Annotated in this window: 18 protein-coding genes; 6 read left to right on the forward strand and 12 right to left on the reverse strand. The window is 48.1% G+C overall.

What is annotated here, in order from left to right:
- Positions 1-4: 4 nt before the first annotated feature.
- On the reverse strand, positions 5-1321 hold the full coding sequence (locus H8K36_RS05340; RefSeq protein ID WP_186914734.1) for a metal-dependent hydrolase family protein: 1317 nt from the start codon (positions 1319-1321) through the stop codon (positions 5-7).
- Positions 1322-1549: 228 nt separating this feature from the next.
- Between H8K36_RS05340 and H8K36_RS05345 the strand changes: the two genes are divergently transcribed.
- Positions 1550-2929, forward strand: coding sequence for an MATE family efflux transporter (locus H8K36_RS05345; RefSeq protein WP_186914733.1), 1380 nt, complete (start codon positions 1550-1552; stop codon positions 2927-2929).
- Positions 2930-2931: 2 nt separating this feature from the next.
- On the opposite strand, the gene H8K36_RS05350 is transcribed toward H8K36_RS05345, so the two are convergent.
- Complete coding sequence (locus H8K36_RS05350; protein WP_186914732.1) at positions 2932-3309, reverse strand: GFA family protein; 378 nt, start codon at positions 3307-3309, stop codon at positions 2932-2934.
- 326 nt (positions 3310-3635) lie between these two features.
- Between H8K36_RS05350 and H8K36_RS05355 the strand changes: the two genes are divergently transcribed.
- Positions 3636-5516 (forward strand): FimV/HubP family polar landmark protein, encoded by a 1881-nt coding sequence (locus tag H8K36_RS05355; protein WP_186914731.1) that lies wholly within the window; start codon positions 3636-3638, stop codon positions 5514-5516.
- A 118-nt stretch (positions 5517-5634) separates the two neighbouring features.
- On the opposite strand, the gene H8K36_RS05360 is transcribed toward H8K36_RS05355, so the two are convergent.
- The 6 genes from H8K36_RS05360 to H8K36_RS05385 all read right to left on the reverse strand — a co-directional run bounded on the left by H8K36_RS05360 (position 5635) and on the right by H8K36_RS05385 (position 12976).
- Positions 5635-6915 (reverse strand): serine hydrolase domain-containing protein, encoded by a 1281-nt coding sequence (locus H8K36_RS05360; RefSeq protein WP_186914730.1) that lies wholly within the window; start codon positions 6913-6915, stop codon positions 5635-5637.
- A 49-nt stretch (positions 6916-6964) separates the two neighbouring features.
- Positions 6965-7408, reverse strand: a complete 444-nt coding sequence (locus H8K36_RS05365; RefSeq protein ID WP_186914729.1) for a hypothetical protein — start codon at positions 7406-7408, stop codon at positions 6965-6967.
- Positions 7392-7877 (reverse strand): hypothetical protein, encoded by a 486-nt coding sequence (locus H8K36_RS05370; RefSeq protein WP_186914728.1) that lies wholly within the window; start codon positions 7875-7877, stop codon positions 7392-7394. The genes H8K36_RS05365 and H8K36_RS05370 overlap by 17 nt, the downstream gene beginning before the upstream one ends.
- A gap of 64 nt (positions 7878-7941) precedes the next feature.
- Complete coding sequence (locus H8K36_RS05375; RefSeq protein ID WP_186914727.1) at positions 7942-11076, reverse strand: efflux RND transporter permease subunit; 3135 nt, start codon at positions 11074-11076, stop codon at positions 7942-7944.
- 11 nt (positions 11077-11087) lie between these two features.
- Positions 11088-12308, reverse strand: coding sequence for an efflux RND transporter periplasmic adaptor subunit (locus tag H8K36_RS05380; RefSeq protein ID WP_186914726.1), 1221 nt, complete (start codon positions 12306-12308; stop codon positions 11088-11090).
- Entirely contained in the window at positions 12305-12976 is a 672-nt protein-coding gene (locus H8K36_RS05385) for a hypothetical protein (RefSeq protein ID WP_186914725.1), read from the reverse strand. Before H8K36_RS05385 ends, H8K36_RS05380 begins: the two co-directional genes overlap by 4 nt.
- A 161-nt stretch (positions 12977-13137) precedes the next feature.
- Here H8K36_RS05385 and H8K36_RS05390 point away from each other — a divergent pair, with 161 nt between their 5' ends.
- Positions 13138-13833, forward strand: coding sequence for a heavy metal response regulator transcription factor (locus tag H8K36_RS05390; protein ID WP_186914724.1), 696 nt, complete (start codon positions 13138-13140; stop codon positions 13831-13833).
- Entirely contained in the window at positions 13833-15260 is a 1428-nt protein-coding gene (locus H8K36_RS05395; protein WP_186914723.1) for a heavy metal sensor histidine kinase, read from the forward strand. Before H8K36_RS05390 ends, H8K36_RS05395 begins: the two co-directional genes overlap by 1 nt.
- A gap of 76 nt (positions 15261-15336) precedes the next feature.
- Here the strand turns inward: H8K36_RS05395 and H8K36_RS05400 are convergent, their stop codons facing one another.
- Entirely contained in the window at positions 15337-16770 is a 1434-nt protein-coding gene (locus H8K36_RS05400; RefSeq protein ID WP_186914722.1) for a M20/M25/M40 family metallo-hydrolase, read from the reverse strand.
- A gap of 213 nt (positions 16771-16983) precedes the next feature.
- On the opposite strand from H8K36_RS05400, the gene H8K36_RS05405 reads away from it, so the two are divergent.
- A complete protein-coding gene (locus tag H8K36_RS05405) occupies positions 16984-17358 on the forward strand; it encodes a hypothetical protein (RefSeq protein ID WP_186914721.1) in 375 nt (124 codons plus the stop codon).
- A gap of 75 nt (positions 17359-17433) precedes the next feature.
- Here the strand turns inward: H8K36_RS05405 and lnt are convergent, their stop codons facing one another.
- The gene (gene lnt / locus H8K36_RS05410) at positions 17434-18996 is read right to left on the reverse strand and encodes an apolipoprotein N-acyltransferase (RefSeq protein WP_186914720.1); all 1563 of its coding nucleotides are present in this window, start codon (positions 18994-18996) and stop codon (positions 17434-17436) included.
- Positions 18997-19002: 6 nt separating this feature from the next.
- The gene (locus H8K36_RS05415) at positions 19003-19884 is read right to left on the reverse strand and encodes an HlyC/CorC family transporter (protein WP_186914719.1); all 882 of its coding nucleotides are present in this window, start codon (positions 19882-19884) and stop codon (positions 19003-19005) included.
- A gap of 297 nt (positions 19885-20181) precedes the next feature.
- Between H8K36_RS05415 and H8K36_RS19705 the strand changes: the two genes are divergently transcribed.
- A complete protein-coding gene (locus H8K36_RS19705) occupies positions 20182-20400 on the forward strand; it encodes a DUF1294 domain-containing protein (protein WP_408058387.1) in 219 nt (72 codons plus the stop codon).
- Here H8K36_RS19705 and H8K36_RS05425 read toward each other — a convergent pair.
- Complete coding sequence (locus tag H8K36_RS05425) at positions 20394-20879, reverse strand: histidine phosphatase family protein (RefSeq protein ID WP_186914717.1); 486 nt, start codon at positions 20877-20879, stop codon at positions 20394-20396. The two genes, H8K36_RS19705 and H8K36_RS05425, sit on opposite strands and share 7 nt — an antisense overlap.
- Positions 20880-20882 lie beyond the last annotated feature (3 nt).

Genomic DNA, 20882 nt, shown 5'->3' on the forward strand with positions numbered 1-20882 from the left:
TTAACTAGTACAACACACCGTCTTTCATTATCCATTTTACCCGACGAATCAGTCGAATATCTTTACTTGGATCACCCTCGACAGCAATCAAATCAGCCAACATCCCTGTCTGCACACTCCCAATACGGTCTGCGTAATCGAATACCTTGGCATTCACTGATGTCGCCGCACGTAATACATCAACCGGCGCCATGCCATAATCAACCATTAGCTCCATTTCACGCGCATTGTCTCCGTGAGCATACACACCGACATCTCCCCCCATGCACATGGTCACACCAGTTCTTAATGCCAAGCTAAACGTCGCACGCTTGGCTAGGATACGGGCAGGCTCAGGGTTTACTCCCTTTTTCCAACCACGATACTGTTCAATCGCATCACCTGCAGCCAAAGTTGGGCAAAGTGCCACGCCCTTTTCTTTCATTCTTTTGAGTACAGCCTCAGTAGCTCCGTCACCATGCTCAATCGTTGATGCTCCGGCTTCAATTGCCCGCATCATTCCCTCGGGGGTTGAGGCATGCGCCACCAATTGACGTCGTCCACTATTGGCGATCTGTGCCATTAACGCCATCTCTTCTTTCGAAAAAATTGGTGCTGCCTCTCCATCGCGCCCAGCACGATAATCAGCATAAACTTTGATGACATCAGCGCCTTTACTAATTTGCGTACGCACTTCTTGACTAATTTGTTCTAGTCCAGAGACTTCCGCTGCCCCTTGCGGCAAATCGAGGTCTGGGTTTTGACTTTTCGGCCCATAGGCGCCCTTCGCTACTAAAGCTCGACTGGCGATGATCATACGCGGTCCTGGAATAACGCCTTTTTCGATAGAGCGCTTCAACCCAAAATCATCATAAGAGGCGCCCTCGGTACCTAGATCTCTGACAGTCGTAAAGCCAGCCATCAGTGTCGCTTTGGCATGGGTACCTGCGCGCAAGGTTCGCTCAGTGCGTGTCTCCTTAAGAACTTGATCGTCCCAAGAGACTTCGTTATACGGATGTAAAAACAGATGTGAATGTCCCTCAATTAAACCCGGCATCAAAGTCATGCCCTTAAGCTCAATGACCTTAGTGCTTTCTGGTAGCTTCATTCGCTGTGGGCCTGCCATTGCGATCTTATTCCCCTTCACCAACACGACCCAATCGTTGTGCATGGTCTGACCGTCGAAAACACGATCAGGCACAAGCAAGGTCAACGCCTCTTTATCGGCTTGCGAATTTTGCGCTAGCACAAGGAAAGGACAAAGGCTGGCGGTTCCAAATAGAACGACTAGGCTCGTCTTTATCAAGCCAGTGATTGAAGTTTTGAGAAGGGGAGACAGCATGTTTGCATTCATAGAGGAAGTGCCAAGAGATTGATGGAGAATCCATTCATTCGCAGAGACTATACAGGACATTTTCACGAATTTAAGCCACGGTGGCATACACACCACAGGCTTTATTTCACCTAGAACTGCAGTCTAAGCTTGCATCTCGCACCGCTATGCGACAACCGCATCACGGTATAATCAACACTCTATTTTCCAAAATTGAAGCAAAGCGTCATTCGCTCTATGTCTGCTAACCCAGCGCCCTTAACCGAAAAACTGCAGAAGCTCGGACTGTTTGCCATCACTTGGCCTATCTTCATTGAGCAGCTTTCGCACATCTTGCCAGGCATGATCGACATTTTTATGATCAGCCATTTAGGCGATGCCGCGGCAGCCGGCGTTTCGGTGGCTAATCAAATCGTCGTCTTCTTCATCGTACTCTTTTCATTTATCGGACTGGGAAGCAGCGTTGTCATCACCCACTACCTTGGCGCACAAGACAAGCAAGGCGCAGAAAGGGTCGCCAGCAACGCCATCGGCGTTAATGTTTGGCTCGGCGCAGCCATTAGTATTCTCACCCTATTATTTTCAAATCAGATGTTAACGCTACTACATCTGCCAAACGAACTCTTGCCGTACGCTAGGCCGTTTTTAGCATTAATGGGGGGTACGCTTTTTCTAGAAGCGATCAATATCGTCTTTGCCTCGATCCTGAGAGCGCATGGCCATACCCGGGAAGTAATGGTAATTGCACTCGGTATGAATTTAATCAATATCGCTCTGAATAGCATCTTAATATTTGGTTTGTTCGGGCTTACCCCATTAGGCGTTGTGGGTGCTGCTTTGTCGACGGTGATCAGTCGCCTCATCGCTTGCGTTGCCTACGTCTATTTGGTCAAACGCCTCATACAATTACCACTTAGATTCGAAGCACTCTGGAACTTCTCACGGTCAATCATCGCGAAGATTCTGCATATCGGTATTCCTTCAGCAGGCGAGAATTTATGCTGGTGGACGAGTTTCATGGTGATCACTTATTTCATCGCGCAAATGGGCGCTGATCAAATCGCCACCTTCACCTATGCCATGCAACTCTCGATGATTATGATGATGCTCAGTATCGCCATCGGCATTGGAACGGAGATCATCATTGGACATTTGATAGGCGCTGGCGAGCTCGATTTGGCCTATCGACAGCTACTCAGAAGTTTGCGAGTTGGCGTTGCACTGACCGTGGTAATGACTGTTGTCGTGGTATTCGCTGGCAAACCACTGTTTTCACTGTTTAGTCAGAAACCAGAGATTATTGAAGCGGGTGCCAGTCTGCTACTCGTTTCACTGATTTTGGAACCTGGACGCACCTTTAACTTGGTTGTCATCAATTCTCTGCGCGCTACCGGAGATGCTCGCTTTCCTCTGTATGCCGGGATTGTATCGATGTGGGGCATCGCCGTAGTCCTGGCCTGGCTTCTCGGACTACACTGGGGTTGGGGCTTGATCGGTGTCTGGTCTGCTTTTGCGATCGACGAATGGGTGCGCGGCCTATTAATGTATCGCCGTTGGAAAAGCCGTGCTTGGGAAAAACACGCCCACGCGACCCGCGCAGGCTTGCAACAGAATTAGCTCTACTGGCTCTTTTCACGCAATTGAGGACCGACCTGCTCCCAATTCTGTCCATCGAATTTCACAATCGTGACTTGCTTCGGACGGGTTTGAAGGCAACGTAAATTCACATCCATCCCATCCGGATTAGATCGCGGCACGTAAAACGGTTTAACCCCGCATGTTTTACAAAACAAATGTTCCGCAGTCCCCGTGTTGAACCGATAGGACTGTAAGTGATCTTGGCCTTGCATTAAGCGAAAATGGCGTAAAGGCACAATCAGATGCAGGAATCCAGACATCTGGCAAATGGAGCAATTGCAATCCTCGACCTCGACCTCATCAGCGGCTTCCACTTCAAACTGGACTGCACCGCAATGGCAACTTCCTTTGTGTAACATTGAGTCTTCCTTCTCACCCCAAAAAAAACTTCTTAATATCGGCTTCAAAGCAGAGCTTTGTCGAAATGTTCACATATCAATCTGATGAAGCATATTGTCGTTGTTTTGCCCCCACGCTGATCGTTTTTTGAGCAGAAAAACTTAAGTCTCGGCAACACTATGCCGTAATCTTAGCTATGCACATTTTATTGGCTTTCATTAACATTTCCACAACCCAATTGTATTTCAACTTAGAGTGTTTGATTTGCGCAAAGAATTAACAATGTACTAATTTTAAAAAGACAAACTCCACTAAAATCGCGGCTCCTTACTCAAATGAGAATGCTATGAAGCGTAGCTCAACGTTTTTAAACTCGATTCGAAAAACTTTTTTGGTCATCGCGCTTGGCGCTAGCCTGAGTTCATCTGGCTTTGCGAGTGGTGGTGCAACTGCAGGCAATCCTCACCAAGACATCGATCTGCAAACCAGAAATAAAGAAGCCTACGACAGCGGAAACTCGTTCGAGAAATCAAACTTCGACGAAAAAACCACGGGTCAACAAATCGCTACAAACAGCAGTTCCGCTGAAGCTGAGCTGAAAGCAAATCAAGCACAATTACGCGAAGCCTTGCAAAAACAAATGAATACTCTGCTACTGGAAAATGCAGAGATCAACCGTAAGCGCATCGAGCTACTAGAAAGCGACAAAAAACGGGTTTTCTGGACGCAAAGCTTGGTTGTTTTCTTGATCGCCTCCATGCTCGTTGCGGTATTCGCATTTTGGCGTATGCATGCAACAGCAATGATCAACCGCAGCATATCAGCCCTCTCAAACACTTTGAGTAATTTCCAAGATTCTTTTTTTAATTTTGTCGACACCACGCAACTGGCCGCCAATTCGCAAGTTTCAAGTTTTCAACTGCAGGCAGAAATCGGCGATGCTGATGAAGCGCTTGATTTCGATCTTGATTTAAGTCCAACAAAGAAACGTTCATCTTATGTGAACAAGACGACCAATATTTCGAGCGATTATTTTGTTGAAGAACTCGATAGCGACGAACATTTCAAGACACAGGCAACGATCGAGCAATTGCCAGAAGCCGTTGAACCCGTTGCAGAATTGGATGCGCCGGCCCCAACAAAATCACCCGATGAGTTTTTCGCAGTCAAAGGCTATGTCGATTCGTGGTTGCGTGTCTACAAACCTAGCGATGCGGCGATCGAAACGGCACCGACAGATCTCGCAGCAATTGAGAAAATTCCTGAATCTGAAGTGGCTGCAGTAAATGCATTAACTGCCACCGAAAAACTTCCAGACACACCAGCTATCGCAGCGCAAAAAGCGCTTGCAGCTCAACCAGCCTCGCCCCGTGGTCTATTAGCAAAACTCGATAGCTGCCGAGCCAATAACGATGCAGAGGGGTATGAACAAGTTTATAGAGAAATTAAGAAGCTGTTCAACCTCAAGTTAGAACCTTGGGAAATGTTGGGTGCGGTTGAACAGAAACAGTTAAGCGACTTCCCCCACATTATCAATAAGATTCTTGAGCTATGGGCCTCAGATGACATTACTGTTTATCTTGAGCGCTTACTCAGTAATTCACGTATCAATCCACGTGAAGGCTTTGATTTGCCAATCTACCAAAAGCTCGAAGATCTTCTTGAGCTTGCAAGGGAAAATGATCGCCCTCGCGATCTTCAACTACTCAAAAAAATAGACCGCGCCGGTTTCCTGTTCGTACCATTACCGGTGAATAAAGTGGTCTCTCCGAACGAAAAACGGAAGAGTTCAGCATCTGATTCCGTTAGTGCGGCAGAACCGGCCTTAAAAATCGAAAAAGAACTGAGCTATACCAATAACGAAAATAAGGCGCGAAAATTGGAAGCCATGATCACGCCTGAATTTGGTGCTCTGGATCCAATTTCCGATGTTGAATCGAAAGATTTAATTGTCCCCGACCTTCCAGCGCCAAGTGAAAGTAGTCTTTCGATCGTCGCCAAGTCAACTGAAGAGAAATTCTTACTCTCACCTTTTGAGGTGAGAATTAAGCTCGCTGTCGCTTATACCGAAATGGGCGATAGTGAAGGTGCGATTCTACTTCTGGAAGAAGTGATTCACGATGCGCCACTTGGTCAACGCAAACATGCAGAACGCTTGCTCAAGGAAATCCAAGACAAAAAAGCACGGCTACAGGATACGCACAGCAACACCATCATTCACACATAGTGCGCTGTAGCGCTGCCTCGCGCTGAAATTCAGAATTCGACTCGACGTAACCCAACTTAGCAACATTCGAAGAGCACACCACTAGAGATGTGCTCAGCTAAACTCAGCTTAGCTCAGCTCAACGCAGCACTGAATTTACCGCTTGATAAAAGCTCGCATTATCGCTCCCTGCCCCCCCCGTTGGTCGCACTTGAGCACCCCACAGCACAATCACCAATTTACTTGAGGGATTAATGTACATGGCCTGGCCGTGTATGCCGATGGCCGAGTAAGCAGCGTCACGTTGGCCGCTAAGGTCAACTGCAGGCCACCACAAATAACCATAGGCTAACGGCTTACCATTCTTTAATAAGGTGGGCGTAGTTGCTTCATAGGTCCAGCCATCGGGGAGAATCGGCACATTTTTGATCCGCCCTTGATTCAACATGAACAAAGCGAAACGTCCGTAATCGCGCAAAGTAGCGCTAATGCCGCTACCACCTATTTCAACTCCGTTCGGGGAATCTAGCCACCAATAGGCATCAGCTTCCATGCCAAAGCGACTCCAAATGCGATCGCTCAAATATTCAGCCAAACTAACTCCAACCGCATTGCGCAGGACTTGGGCGACGACTTGTGTTTCCCCCGTATTGTAGTTGGCCAAGGTGCCTGGCTCGGCAACACGTGGAAGTTTACGCATGACTTCCAGCGCCGCGCCCGGCTTTTGACTAATCTGTGCTTCCAAAAGACGACGGCGATCTGAATTGGGGTCTGAATAGGTCTCGCTCCATGCAACACCGGAAGCCATCATCAACACATCACGGACACTGGCGTCCTGATAGCCACTAGCTTTTAACTCTGGCACATAGACGCTAACAGGATCACGCAAACTCTTAATCTTGCCTTGCTTGAGAGCCGCGCCAACCAGCGTCGAGGTAATCGATTTCGCTACCGACATCGACATCCAACGTGTTTGCTCGGTATTTCCGTAGCGATAGTTCTCCAATACGATCTTGCCGTCTTTCAAAACTAAGGCACCGGCGATACGGTTAAGATCGAAGAAACGCGTCAGATTCATGACCTGTCCGCGCTCTTTCCATTCCAATGCTGCGAGCTGCTGCCGCAATTTGACGTCAGCCAATGGCAAGTTCATCACTTGCTTGGCCGAAGCGGCCTTGATTTTATTGACGGGAAAAAGTCGATCAATATTTCGAAAAGTATTGATCGCCAATTCAGGGCTCAGCGCACCATCGTAGATTTGACGAACAGTGCCGATAGGCTCGTTCGCGTGTAGATATTGTGCAGGCGCAGCGGATTTTTTTTGCTCCACTGCACCAGCGTTTATTGCCAGTAAGGATGCATCGAGCAATAGGCTAATTGCTGCGACACCGAACAGACTTGGATAATAAAAACGAGGCATAGACTACTTTCGAAATCGAAGTTTGCCTATTCTAATCCTAGTCGCAAATCTATTTCAGCTTTTCCAAATTAGCTGTGAGATTGGCGCCTTTTGTGCTGCGATTAGTCCACATCCAACAATAGGTTTGCTCTTGAGCGACATCAAGCCGGTCGGATGCCTTCTTTTTTTGTTTCAATTTCGTCGGATAATGAACAGCGTCTCCCACATGAAAGTGAATATTGAAATCGAGCTTTGCATCACTTTCAAAGCGCCACGCTATTTGGTTCTGATTTATCAACAAGCCACATAACTCTAGGCTTTTTCCAGGAGCCAGCATTTCTTTCATCACATAACGCTGATCCTGGTCGAAAGGAATGTCCAATACACTCGCTTGGCTAACATTTGCCCAACTGAGCACACCCATCATCAGCGCCAAGATTGAGGCGCGCTGAAAAGAAGCAGGCCACATATTGGGACACTTTGTCGAACGATGTTTTTCAATGGTGGTGCGCATGATCATCCCCAGACTTCGCAGCCTTACTACTCTTCTTCGTCACAGCAAACGGCGTGTAACGCGCCTGTTCAGCACCTTTACCTGCTGGCGTGTAGGTTAACGCAGCTTTCAAATCTGGTGTGGCGGCATAATTACCCTGTCCCACCATCTCGTTCTCACCCTGAGCTTGCAAATCTACCGTGATCTTTTGCTTACCTTGAACGATCAACAAACTCGCTGTCGCACCTTTGGTTGAAATCGCTTTACCTGCGTGATCCGTGACGTACACAAGCACTGGATTCGCGCTGACGTTCGTACTGCCTGCTTTCAATACCAATTCAAAATGATAAGGACCTGCCATCCGCGTCTGTCCGCCGTGCGGCGATTTGATCGAATCAAAATATTTATCGTCATGAGCTAAGGCAGAACCAGTGCTCAGTGCCAAGCTCAAACCCGTCAACAAACTGAGCGCCACATTTTTAATCTTCATTTTTTTCTCCTCAAAAAATCATCAATTTCAAACCGTCATTCTTAGACACCGTGTCATTACCAGCTCAGAAGCTCTCTTGGAGTTGCTCTTGCGACTGGGCTTCCAAAAGTTTTTGTAGTGGTTGCTCACCCCATCGCCAAAACATCAATGGCGTCAACACAGTATCAAGCAAAGTCGAACTAATTAAGCCCCCAAAAATCACGACCGCTACAGGATGTAATATCTCTTTGCCTGGCGCATCGGCGGAGACGATCAGAGGTAGCAGCGCGAATGCGGCAACCAAGGCCGTCATTAACACCGGAGTTAAGCGTTCTAGTGACCCTCGAATAATCATCGCCTGTCCAAATTTTTCGCCTTCAAACAAACAGAGATTGATATAGTGACTAATTTTCAAAATACCATTGCGCGTGGAAATACCAGCCAGTGTAATGAAACCAACCAAGGCAGCTACCGATAAGCTCTGGCCAGAAAGCCATAAGGCAAACACGCTACCCACAAGCGCCAAGGGAATATTGCCCATTATTATCATCACCAAACTTATGGAACGATATCGGCCATACAGTACCAAGAAGATCAGCGCCAATGACACTAATGCTAACAAGGCGATCAGATGTGAGGCTTTTTCTTGCGCTTGAAATTGTCCTTCCAAGCTCGTCGAATAGCCACTTGGTAACTTCACTGCCGCCAACTCTTCACGAATATCAGCGATCACTGTTCCCATATCACGGCCGTCGGTATTGGCCGACAGGACAATACGACGACGTGAGTTCTCGCGATTAATCTGATTCGGGCCCTCGTTTTCCTCCACCTTCGCTAACTGCGAAAGCGGTACAAAGCCACGAGGCGTCGATATCAACAATTGCTGCAAGGAGACCAGATCACGCCCGTTTTCTGGTAAGCGCATCAACAAATCGAAGCGTCGATTCCCTTCAACTAACTGTGTAATTTTTTCGCCTTCGATCTGCTGTTGTAGGCTACGAAGTAACTCGCCTGGGCTCAGACCATAGCGAGCAACTTGTGCGTAGTCGATGTTAATCTTAATTTGCGGGATCAAGACTTGTTTTTCAATTTGCAGATCGGTAATTCCTGGCACTCGCGCCAAACGTTGACGCATCTCAGCCGCTAAGTTGCGCAGCTGATCTAAGTCATCTCCCACAATTTTCAATGCGATCTGCGCACGCACACCTGACAGTAGATGATCAAGCCGATGTGAAATTGGCTGGCCGACATTACTATTGGCGGGTAGTGTCTTTAAACGACTACGAATGTCTTCAATGATTTGATCGCGGCTGCGCTTGGATTTTTTTAGGTCGACGTCCATCTCGCTATAATGTACACCTTCGGCATGCTCGTCGAGTTCAGCACGCCCAGTGCGACGCCCTACTTGGGTGACTTCAGGTACATCCAATATCAGTTGTTCTGCAAGGCGTCCGAGACGATTAGACTCTTCCAAACCAGTTCCTGGATTGAGTACCAAATTAACCGTCAAAGTGCCTTCATTAAACGCTGGCAAAAACGCGCGCGGAAAGAAAGGAACGGCCACCGCCGCAAGCAACACTAGTATTACCGCAGCACTCAACAAAGTTTTTGTATGTTGGAACGACCATTGCAACAGACGCGTATCCCAATCTTTTAATTTCCTCACTAGTGGACTGTCGTCATGGCGCAACTGCTTCATCTTCGGAAGTAGGAAGTAGCACAACACAGGTGTGACCGTCATCGCCACCAGCATACTTGCCAAAATCGACACCACATAGGCGATGCCGAGCGGGGTGAACAAACTGCCCTCAATGCCAGGCAAGGCGAACAGAGGCACAAATACTAAAACAACAATAAGAGTTGCATACACAATGCCGCTACGAACTTCACCAGAAGCACGCGCAATTACAGCCAAGCTCGACAAGGGCTTTTCTAACTTTGCATTCTCTTTGAGACGACGCAGCACATTCTCAACATCAACCACCGCATCATCAACCAATTCCCCGATCGCAATCGCTAAGCCACCCAAAGTCATGGTGTTAATTGAAAGCCCAAGATAACGGAACACCAGTATGGTCACGACCAAAGACAATGGAATAGCGATCAGCGAAATCAAAGTCGTCCGCACATTGAGCAAAAACAAGAACAGCAACACAGCAACCAAAATGGCGCCATCTCGTAAGGCATCTTTCACGTTATTGAGTGAATTTTCAATGAAGTCAGCTTGTCGGAACAAGAACTGTGGCTTGCCAACGCCAGCTGGCATATTTTTACTAAGTTCTGCAATCGCCTTTTCAACTTCGCGGGTGAGTTTGACGCTATCTGCGGTCGGTTGTTTTTGTACCGATAAGATAACTGCCGCTTTACCGGCATAACCAGCATCACCGCGTTTGAATGCAGCTGCAATTTTCACATCCGCCACTTGCTTCAACAAAACTGCTTGGCCATTCTTCATGGCAATGACGGTGTTTTGGAGATCTTCTAAACGTGTGGTGCGACCGATTTGACGTATCAACAATTCGCGCCCATTCGCTTCAGTAAAGCCCCCACTGGTGTTGGCACCAAACTCTTTCAAGGCTACCTCGACTTGTGGCAGAGTCAAACCTAGCGATTGCAATTGGCTCGGTTTTATCTCTACGCGAAACTGTCTAACCTCACCACCAATGGGGGTAATTTGCGCGACACCAGGAACATTCAACAAACGTGGACGCATCACCCAATCAGCGAATTCACGTGCACGCATTGCGGCCGGTGTAGCGTCACCCACTGAAATCTTGTCCTCGATCGGCAAAGCAACCAGTAAAATTTCTCCCATGATGGAGGAGATAGGCCCCAATTGCGGTTGCACACCCGAAGGCAGTTGTTCTCTTACCAAATTCAAACGCTCTGCGACTTGCTGACGATTGCGATAAATGTCCGTTCCCCAATCGAACTCCACATAAACAATGGAGAGCCCTACTCCTGAAACAGAACGAACCCGACTGACCCCAGCCATGCCGTTCATGCTCGATTCAATCGGAAAACTGACTAGCTGCTCGACCTCTTCCGGAGCCATACCACCGGCTTCGGTCATGAGCGTCACGGTAGGTTTGTTGAGATCAGGAAAAACATCGACGGGCATTTGTCGCATGCTAAGCAGTCCCAGCACAACGAGCAAAATCGATGCTGCCAACACGATTAAGCGCTGACGCAAACTGGTGTGAATAATCGCTTGAAACATATTCACTTTCCTTACTTGACTTGCGCCAATAGGCTTGCACCACTAATCAATATCCGTTCGCCTTCTTGCAAACCGGAGGTAACGACGACGCGTTGTGGATCAAGGCGTTTCACTTGCACAGAACGCGCCACAAAACGTTCGGCTTCTGTATGTACCCATACCATCTGCTGAGAATTGGATAGTTTAAATAGAGCAGCAACAGGTAAGGCTACACCTTCAGCGTGCTGGCGTTTTTGCGCAAAGATTTGCAAAGTTTGTCCCACCGCCGCACTTTGATTTTTGCCACTCACTCTAAACAATAGAGGAATCGCCTGCTCCCGCATTTGTTGACCGCCGCCTACGAAGATCAGTTGCAGCTCAGGTGTGGCATCAGCGGAGCCGTTGCTGTTGATGCTCCAAGTCGCAGTGGCTCTAACGACATCGCCGGATTGTACGGTTTCGTACGAAAGTGCCTCGACCATCAAGCGATTTGGATCAATAATCTCAAACAAAGTCTCACGCGCATCCACCACTTGGCCAGCCGTCGCATTGGCAACGCTGATCACGCCAGCAACTGGAGCGACCAACGCTTCCATTTTGTACAAACTCACTTCGACCGCAGCCTTACGCTTACGCAGCGCTTCTGCATCGTAACGCGCAGTTTCTATGGTCGCCTTAGGCAGCGCTTCTGCCAATGCTTCATAGCGCTGCAACTTCTTTTCCGCGATCGATAATTGCGCATCAAGATCTGCCAAAATCGCTGTACTATTGCCGCGATCCAAACTACTCATCACCGGTCGCAAATACGCCAGCACTTGTCCTTTACTCACTCGCTGCCCTAAGCTCGGCAAACTTTGTCCGTTAGACTCAATACGCCCTGCTTGGCTCGCCTGCACTTTACCGCCTGCATTTGGATCAGCAATCACTTTGCCATTGAGTTCAATAGTTTGTGGCCACTCATCTGATTCAGCGACGATGGTCCGTAACTGCAACTGTCTTTGCACCACCTTAGGCACAAACAAACTACCATCCGGCAAGCGTTGCGGCGCAGTGGCATCACGCGAAGCGAGCGCATTATTCCCATTCTTTTTCGCTTCGCCGACTTTGCTCACTACCGTAGGTTTCTTGGAATGGTCTTCATCGCCATGAGCGAAAGCAGAATTGGCCAAGAGCAGAGGCGTCAAAATAGAAATCGCTATCACCGCAACATAAGTTTTCGTGCGCAGCGCATTGTTAGCTTGGGCAAATTTCATTTCGCACCTCCACTTAGTTTGCTAACATCGTCGATTCGTAATGTTGAAGAACGACGACGTGCAGTCACTAGTAGCGCTACCACTACACCCAAACCACTAAAAACCGCCACTAACCATTTCCACCACACGATGCTTGGGCTATCGTGATCATGCATTTCTTCTTCGTCCGCGATCTCGAGACTCGCCGCCAACACGTCACTGCTATCTTCAGTTTGAACAGAAAAAGTCAGTGGGTATTTACCTGTACTCTCCAACACTCCTTTAGGCAAATCCACAAGATACACACCAGGCTCGGTCTCTTTCGCAATCGCTTTCCATTTGCCTTGGCTATCGATTTCAATCACAGCCCCAGTCACCGCTATATTGGAATCGAAACGATCAAGATAGATGACCAAATGCTTTGCTTGCAAAACCGCTACTAGCTCGAATTCGTCCGTTTGAGCAGACGCACGGGGTGCGACGGCGACACTCATAGCCATCGGTGCACTATGCTCATGGTCATCATTGCCATGGGCGGCGGCCACGGTCGCTAAACAAGTCGACAGTACAAAAACCATGACCACCCAAAATCTTATATAGAATTTCACTCTTTGCTCCTTATTGAGATCGCCTGTCGACATCTTCACCATCGCGACCTCGATCATTCGTTCCCAATCTTTATCCCGCATTGTTTCCAGCCTTGTATTATGCCAAGCGAGCACCGACAGCAGCCTGACACGAAGATTACAAATCGGTAATCTTCGGACTGAGGCATCACTATTGCGGGTAAAATAAAGCTCAACAAGCAATACCAATCAATGCCAATCACCGGGCTAAGCACAGCAATCGAATGAAAATACTCATCGTCGAAGACGAAATCAAAACTGGGGAATATCTCAAGCAAGGGCTCAGTGAGTCTGGTTTTGTGGTGGACTTGGCACGTGATGGCACGAGCGGCCTGTTTTTAGCTAAGAATGGCGCCTATGATTTGATCATTCTTGACGTCATGCTACCCGAGCTCAATGGCTGGCAAGTTTTACAACACTTACGCCATGCGGAAAATCAAACGCCTGTTTTGTTCTTAACGGCCAAAGACCAAGTGGAAGACCGCGTCAAAGGCTTAGAACTTGGTGCAGATGACTACTTGGTCAAGCCATTTGCATTCTCCGAGCTGCTAGCACGAGTACGTAGCCTTCTACGGCGTGGTAAACAACAATTGGAATCTACGGTATTGCGCGTTGCCGATCTCGAGCTCGACTTAATCAAACATCGTGTCAGTCGGCATGGGCAACGTATCGACCTGACAGCGAAAGAATTCGCCTTACTAGAACTTTTTGTACGTCGCCAAGGTGAAGTCCTGAGTCGCTCGTTAATTGCATCTCAAATCTGGGACATGAACTTTGACAGTGACACCAATGTGATTGAAGTCGCGGTACGGCGTCTACGCGCTAAACTCGATGATGATTTCGAACCTAAGCTCATTCATACGCTACGCGGCATGGGCTATGTGTTTGAAGTGCGTGATGCAAAAACAGGTAAAGCATAATGAACGCCTGTTTTCTGCAACAACTATCACTGACCGCTAGACTGAGTTTGTTTTTTACCTCCTTAGCCTGTGTGGTGCTCTTAGCCCTCGGTTGGTTGATCGGTGCCTCCATCGAAACGCACTTTGAAGAACAAGATCGTCACGCCTTAAGCGGCAAGCTAGAACTCGCTCAGCATATTATTGAGCGTGTCGATAACGCCGAGGATGTCAAACGCTTGCAGGAGCAACTCGGTGACGCCCTAGTTGGCCACCATGATTTGCTTATTCATATTCGTGACAAGCAGGGCAATATCATTCTCAGCTCCGATGAAAAACGTTTTCCTGAACTGCTGCTCAGCGAAGCACCGAACCAGACTGTCTCGCATACCATGGCAATGCATACATGGCAAAGTGAGGGGCAAAGCTACCGAGGCTTAATCACACGTCTAGCCACCAAGAACCCACAGTTTTCACCGATTACGGTTGCCATCGCCACCGATATCGCGCATCACCAAGCGTTCATGAAGACCTTCATGAAGACGCTATGGTTGTTTGTGATTGTGGCCGCCTTGCTGACTGGTGTACTCGCTTGGTTTGCAGCGAGCCGAGGCTTAGGGCCACTCAAGAATATGTCAGCGCGAGCGTCTGAAATCACTGCTAACAAATTAAATCAACGTCTCTCGCTTGATTCAGTACCACCAGAGCTAGCCGATCTGGCACACCATTTGAATCAAATGCTGGCTAGACTAGAAGAGGCTTTTCATCGCTTATCTGATTTCTCTTCGGACTTGGCACACGAACTGCGCACGCCCATCAGCAATTTAATGATGCAAACCCAAGTCTCGTTAACACAAACCCGCGACGCCGCGAGTTATCGCGAGGTACTAGAATCGAACGCGGAAGAATACGCGCGTTTGGCCAGCATGATTAGCGATATGCTGTTTTTGGCTAAAGCAGAGCATGGGGCACAATTAGTGCACCAAGAGCGTGTTGATCTGCGTACGGAAATTCATTCGCTTTTTGAGTATTACGAAGCTTTGGCTGAAGAAAGAAATATCACGTTTGAGCTGCATTGTGATGAACAGCATACATGGGAAATTATGGGCGACCGCCTCATGTTGAGACGGGCATTCAGTAATATCTTAAGTAACGCGCTGCGATACGCCACGGCACATACCAAGATCGAAGTTGAGCTGCGTGCGACCGATGATCAGCTACAAATCTACTTTAACAATCGTGGTCAAACTATACCTGCAACACAGCTATCGCGTTTGTTTGAACGGTTCTATCGTGCTGACCATGCGCGTCAACATGCCGATGGTGAAGGTGCAGGACTTGGTTTGGCGATTGTGCAAGCAATTGTGCGCGGTCATGCAGGCCAAATTACAGCGCGTTCTGAATCAGGACTCACGAGCTTCATCATCAAACTGCCCGCCACAAGCAAATAAAAAGGGAGACCCTGGTCTCCCTTGCCTTCAGCTTCACTTACCTCAGTGAGCGAATTTTTGAGCCATTTTAAACCATCTATTGCGCCAAGCGTTTCGCCAACTGGTATAAGAAGCTTTGTCCTTCATACAGTGATTTCACGGGCAAACTCTCGTTCAAGCCGTGTGCATTCGATCCTTCTGGATAGTGAAAAATACCGCTCACTCCGTAGGTAGGAATCCCAACACTATTCAAAAAACGACCATCAGTGCCCCCAGGTGACATCGTGGGCACCACAGGAATCCCTGGCCACATTTGATTCGTGAGATCTGTCACGGCTTTCATCAACTCGGGATGCAATTGTGCAATTGGCGGCACCGTCGCCGTGCCGAGTGCCGTGATTTTAATGTCATTATCAGCGATGACTGTCGCCAAAGTGGCCTGCGTCTGCTCGACTGTCTCTCCTGGCAAGATGCGGCAATTGACAATCGCTTGTGCGCGCTGTGGCAAAGCATTGCTTGCATGGCCCGCATTGACCATCGTTGTCACGCATGTAGTGCGCAAACTGGCGTTATTGAATGGGCTGCTATTGCTCAAGCGCGCAACTGAGTCCATATCTGCAGGCTCTTTCACGACGGCTTTCATATCACTTGCCAATTGACCGCTTTCCAGATTCGACATCGTTTCGAAATAAGCACGTGTCGTCGGCGTTAGGCGAAATGGAAATTCATAACGCGAGAGTCGGCTCAAGCCATCCGTGAGGCGATAGATCGCATTGTCTTTGCGCGGTTGCGAGCTATGTCCACCACTATTGGTGATCTCGAATTGGAAAGTCTGGAAAGTTTTTTCACCGGCTTGTATGCCATGACGCAGAGGTTTGCCGCTCTTATCCATGACACCGCCACCACCCTCATTAATCGCCAACTCGGCTTCAATTAAGGGACGATGCTGTTTCAACAAAAACTCTACACCGTTGAATTTCGAAGGAATTAATTCTTCATCGCAGGTCAAGGCCAACACAATATCGCGATTCGTTTTGAGCTTCTCTTGTTTGTAACGCATCATATTAGCAACGAAGATTGCTGCCATAGCTTTATCATCGGACGCGCCACGCGCATAGAACATGCCATTTTCTTCGATCAATTTAAATGGATCACGAATCCAGTCTTCACGTTTGGCTTCGACCACATCGATATGCGCCAACAACAATAGAGGCTTTTTGCTTGGGTTGCTGGCCTTCAGACGCGCGACCAAATTCCCTTTCTGTGGTCCCCCCGTTGGCACCAAGATTTGAATGTCACTGTCGGCAAAGCCAGCGGACTTCAAACGAGCTCCCATAGCCTGAGCCGCTTTGGTGCAACTGCCGGTCGAATTGGTTGTATTAATTTCGACCAATTCTTGATACACCGCACGCAATTGCTTTTGTTCAGCATTTAAATTGGGGGTCTGTGCAGATACGTTAGCAGTTACAGCAAAACAATTGGCCAACAACAGGCCCAGCGCTAATGGACGAAAATATTTCGGGAGTGCCATGAACATCCTTTCGGGTGTGGGTGAATCGACGAAAATCAGAACGAACGATGCTTTTATACAGAAATTAACATTGAGCAAATCAGTTAGTACAAGTTTTTTTACTGCTTAGTTAGACCACTTTTCTGGACTAAGGTTCCGCCTCTAGTAATTCCAGCATCAATCTGAGTTAAACTACGGCCTGATTAGCAAAACGCCTCACTGAAGAAAGTCAACATGGCTCAACAACTCAGCATCGACGAATACGATGCACTTGAACAAATTACCAAACTACCACGCGGCGCTCGCCCCAGTGCTTGCATCGCACGCAACTCCAAACACTTGGTTGGAATTAAATTAATCGCACATCGCCGTGATGGCAGTTTCGAGCTGACCGAGCTCGGTCGTCAAACGCTGTTTATCAAGCAATGCATCGATGGTTTGCGTGCGATTGCAGCTGATCCGAATTTCGAACTAAGTAAACCAGTCGCTACTTTTCTTGGCAAAAAAGGCCATGTAAGCACTGACGAAGAAAGTGGCAAAAACAGTATCACTGCGCGTGGCTTAGAGTGTCTTGCAGACATTGACCTGACAAGCGCAAAAAAGAAGTAATCGACATTGTAGACTGAGTTGCGGGGCGTTGTTCGATACCATACGGTTTCAAACAGCGCCCTGTTGCATTGGTATTCAGCTTTGACGACGACGAGCGATCAAACTTAAGGCCAGTAAGGCCATACCTGAAACTAAAAGAGCTGGCGCGTCGCCAAAGCGAATATACGGCGTCAGTCCTTGCATACCTTGGACTTGTCCGCTCAAACTCCCCTTCACTAGAAAAGGCAAGCTGGCTTGCACTTTCCCTTTCGCATCAATGATGGCAGTCGCACCAGTATTGGTTGACCGCAGCATAGGTCGCCCCGTTTCTAAAGCACGCATCTGTGAAATTTGTAGGTGTTGAGGCATCGCGATGGAATCACCGTACCAAGCGAGATTCGACATATTCAGCAGAATCGTTGCTGCACCTGTGGCGCCTGAATGTTGCGCGCGCAATTGCTGGGCGATCTCATCGCCAAACAGATCTTCATAGCAAATATTCGGCATCACACGCTGATCTTTAACAGGCATGGCTGGTTGAACCACTCCAGGGTTGCTGAACTCCCCCAAAGGAATCTTCATCAAATTCACGAACCAGCGAAACCCCGTCGGTACAAATTCACCGAAAGGCACCAGATGATGCTTGTCGTAACGATAGGTTTTGCCGCTTGTACCGACATCTGAATTCGCACCTAAGCCCAAAACACTGTTCGCATATTTGTTATCGCCATCATCAATTGCGACACCAACAAAGACCTGGCTCCGCGAATTCGCCGCAAAACTCTGCAAGCCTGATAGGTAATCCGGTGGCAATTGCGAGGTCAAAATCGGGATCGCCGTTTCGGGTACAGCAATGATATCGGCTGGCTGCTCCGTAATCATGCCTGCATACATCTGCAGAGTTCGATCGACAAACTCAACACTGAATTTTTCGCCTTGATCGATATTTCCTTGTGCCAATCGCACTGACAGCGGCGCGCCGTGGGCATGGGTCCATTCGACTTGTTGCAAACCAAAGCCAGCGCCAAAAATCGCCACGATCAATGCCGTTGCGCCCCAACGAATCTGTGTGTCAACCAACAGCAAAACGAGCGCGCCTGCAATCACGGCAGACAAACCGGCAAGACCATACACGCCAATGACCGGAGCAAAACCTGCCAAAGGGCTTACCGTGTGAGCATATCCCACCGCCAACCAAGGAAAACCGGTGAACACATAAGAACGTAAAAACTCACACAACATCAACAAGGCTGGCAACGCTATTAATAGCATTGAACGCAGACTCAGCCTCCAGCGATTCTGTAAAATCCGGCTCAGCACAAAAGCAGCCATAATGTACAGCGCCATGTACGCGGCTAACAAACCGACAAATAGAATCGATAGCAACCAAGGCATGCCGCCATAACGCGTCATGGCGATCGTTAGCCAACTGACGCCGAGCGCCATCGTACCGAAGGCATAGCAAAAACCAAGCTTAGCGACCTGTTTCTTATTCCAATCGGGATGTCCGACAACAAGTAAGAACATCAAAGCCAAACTCAGTATTTGTATGGGCCAAATGAAAAAAGGCGCGAATGAGAGTACATTCAGCGCCCCGGCGAGTAATGCCACAAGACAGGCTCGTGGCAAACTTAAATTGTTTAGTAATGCCAAACGCATGCCGGCTTATTCCTCCGACACGTAACTGGCGCTACGTTTTTCGACTAAAATCATTTGTACTTGGCGAGCATCTGCACGCAAGATTTCGAAATGCAATGAACCAATATCAAAGGCGTCGCCCTTGTGTGGTACGCGCTGCAAATGATTTGAAATGAAGCCACCAATGGTGTCCATTTCTTTATCACTCAAATCGCTACCAAGCACTTCATTGAATTGCTCAATCTCAGTCAATCCTTTCACGCGCCAACGTTTGCCATTGCCCAAATTGTCGAGGGCAATGATGTTATCTTCTTCCTCGTCAAAATCGTATTCATCTTCGATGTCACCAACGATTTGCTCCAACACGTCTTCAATCGTGATGAGACCAGCCACACCGCCGTATTCGTCAACCACCATTGCCATGTGATTACGATTCGCGCGGAAATCTCGTAGCAAAATATTTAAGCGTTTGGATTCAGGGATGTACACCACAGGGCGCAACATTTCGCGAACATCAAAACTCTCTTCTGCGTAGTAACGCAATAAATCTTTGGCGAGTAAGATACCAACCACTTTATCGCGTTCACCGTCGACAGCAGGAAAGCGCGAGTGCGCTGTTTCCAGTACTTCAGGCATCCACTCGGCGATAGGTTTCGAAATATCGACCACGTCCATTTGCGAACGCGGAACCATGATATCGCGGGCAGATAAATCAGAGACTTGGAAAACCCCTTCGATCATGGCCAAGGCATCGGCATCGATCAAATTGCGCTCTTGCGCATCATGCAGGACTTCTAACAGCTCTGCGCGGTTTTCAGGTTCGGGAGAAATTAAGGCGGTCAGTCTTTCGAACAATGACCTATGTGGTTTAAGGTCAGATGGTCTGACCTTACTAGAGTGCTCTTGCATAATGGGCTTGACGCCGTTGTTTCTAATCCTACAGGATACAACATCTGCGGCTTTTTCCCAAATTTTGGACCTATTTTGTCTGGAAAACCACGTCTAAGAAATGCTTGCCGTTGCCTACCGCAGGAGGAAAAACTAAGAATTTGCACCAAATTCAATCGCTTAGGCCAGCTATCTCACCTAAAATGATGAATCTGTAACATAACTGCTTTCTTCATCCTACGAGCATTCATGCTATCTGAAATTCCCCTTAGCACCTTAATACCAAGTAGCTTTTACTTATTTGCCAACCTTATTTGCATGTTTCTCTATGGGTGGGACAAACAAGCGGCGAAACGACGTGCCCCGCGTATCAGCGAAAAAACCTTATTAATGTGGACATTGATGTCGGGTGGACTCATTGCGCTCGCTGCCCAACGAGTTTTACGTCACAAAACGCAGAAATCGGTTTTTCAGATAATCGCCGCGCTGGCACTGACTTTGCACATCACTGTTTGGATTTGGCTACTGAATCAATAACGCAGGATGGTCAAACTTGGCGCGCCGTCCTTATGCAAATGCACAATGAGAAGACGATCAAACTCATCTTCCGCCACCGCCTTCTGTTCGGTAATCCCCAAACCTTGTAACAAGGTGTTGAGTGTATTCGAATGACCCACGATCAAAGTGTTCTTGCTTGCGCTTCGCAATTGCTGCCCAATCGCCAAAGACTCTTTCGCGGAGTATGGTGTGATCGCCAATTGTCGAGCATCAGCCAAGGGTTTGGCCGTCAATTGAGTGCGCTGGTATTCTGTGGCAAACACTTGTTCGATATTCGCATCACGCAAAATACGCGCTAGGTTCTGCGCACGTTGCTGGCCTTTTTCACTTAACAAAGGATCGCGACTATCGTCGACTTTTTCGCCATGCCTGACCACTACGATGGTTTGAAATGCATAAGATTGTGCACTCAGCACACTTGCCATTAAAACGATGGCAGTCAGAATTTTCTTGATCATCTC

This window comes from Affinundibacterium nitidum, from assembly GCF_014284155.1.
Lineage (GTDB): Bacteria > Pseudomonadota > Gammaproteobacteria > Burkholderiales > Burkholderiaceae_D > Undibacterium > Undibacterium nitidum.

What these genes read in the sequence shown, in the direction of transcription:
- H8K36_RS05340 (WP_186914734.1), bottom strand. Translation starts at nt 1,321, where the DNA reads ATGCTGTCTCCCCTTCTCAAAACTTCAATCACTGGCTTGATAAAGACG.
- H8K36_RS05345 (WP_186914733.1), top strand. Translation starts at nt 1,550, where the DNA reads ATGTCTGCTAACCCAGCGCCCTTAACCGAAAAACTGCAGAAGCTCGGA.
- H8K36_RS05350 (WP_186914732.1), bottom strand. Translation starts at nt 3,309, where the DNA reads ATGTTACACAAAGGAAGTTGCCATTGCGGTGCAGTCCAGTTTGAAGTG.
- H8K36_RS05355 (WP_186914731.1), top strand. Translation starts at nt 3,636, where the DNA reads ATGAAGCGTAGCTCAACGTTTTTAAACTCGATTCGAAAAACTTTTTTG.
- H8K36_RS05360 (WP_186914730.1), bottom strand. Translation starts at nt 6,915, where the DNA reads ATGCCTCGTTTTTATTATCCAAGTCTGTTCGGTGTCGCAGCAATTAGC.
- H8K36_RS05365 (WP_186914729.1), bottom strand. Translation starts at nt 7,408, where the DNA reads ATGCGCACCACCATTGAAAAACATCGTTCGACAAAGTGTCCCAATATG.
- H8K36_RS05370 (WP_186914728.1), bottom strand. Translation starts at nt 7,877, where the DNA reads ATGAAGATTAAAAATGTGGCGCTCAGTTTGTTGACGGGTTTGAGCTTG.
- H8K36_RS05375 (WP_186914727.1), bottom strand. Translation starts at nt 11,076, where the DNA reads ATGTTTCAAGCGATTATTCACACCAGTTTGCGTCAGCGCTTAATCGTG.
- H8K36_RS05380 (WP_186914726.1), bottom strand. Translation starts at nt 12,308, where the DNA reads ATGAAATTTGCCCAAGCTAACAATGCGCTGCGCACGAAAACTTATGTT.
- H8K36_RS05385 (WP_186914725.1), bottom strand. Translation starts at nt 12,976, where the DNA reads ATGCGGGATAAAGATTGGGAACGAATGATCGAGGTCGCGATGGTGAAG.
- H8K36_RS05390 (WP_186914724.1), top strand. Translation starts at nt 13,138, where the DNA reads ATGAAAATACTCATCGTCGAAGACGAAATCAAAACTGGGGAATATCTC.
- H8K36_RS05395 (WP_186914723.1), top strand. Translation starts at nt 13,833, where the DNA reads ATGAACGCCTGTTTTCTGCAACAACTATCACTGACCGCTAGACTGAGT.
- H8K36_RS05400 (WP_186914722.1), bottom strand. Translation starts at nt 16,770, where the DNA reads ATGGCACTCCCGAAATATTTTCGTCCATTAGCGCTGGGCCTGTTGTTG.
- H8K36_RS05405 (WP_186914721.1), top strand. Translation starts at nt 16,984, where the DNA reads ATGGCTCAACAACTCAGCATCGACGAATACGATGCACTTGAACAAATT.
- lnt (WP_186914720.1), bottom strand. Translation starts at nt 18,996, where the DNA reads ATGCGTTTGGCATTACTAAACAATTTAAGTTTGCCACGAGCCTGTCTT.
- H8K36_RS05415 (WP_186914719.1), bottom strand. Translation starts at nt 19,884, where the DNA reads ATGCAAGAGCACTCTAGTAAGGTCAGACCATCTGACCTTAAACCACAT.
- H8K36_RS19705 (WP_408058387.1), top strand. Translation starts at nt 20,182, where the DNA reads ATGTTTCTCTATGGGTGGGACAAACAAGCGGCGAAACGACGTGCCCCG.
- H8K36_RS05425 (WP_186914717.1), bottom strand. Translation starts at nt 20,879, where the DNA reads ATGATCAAGAAAATTCTGACTGCCATCGTTTTAATGGCAAGTGTGCTG.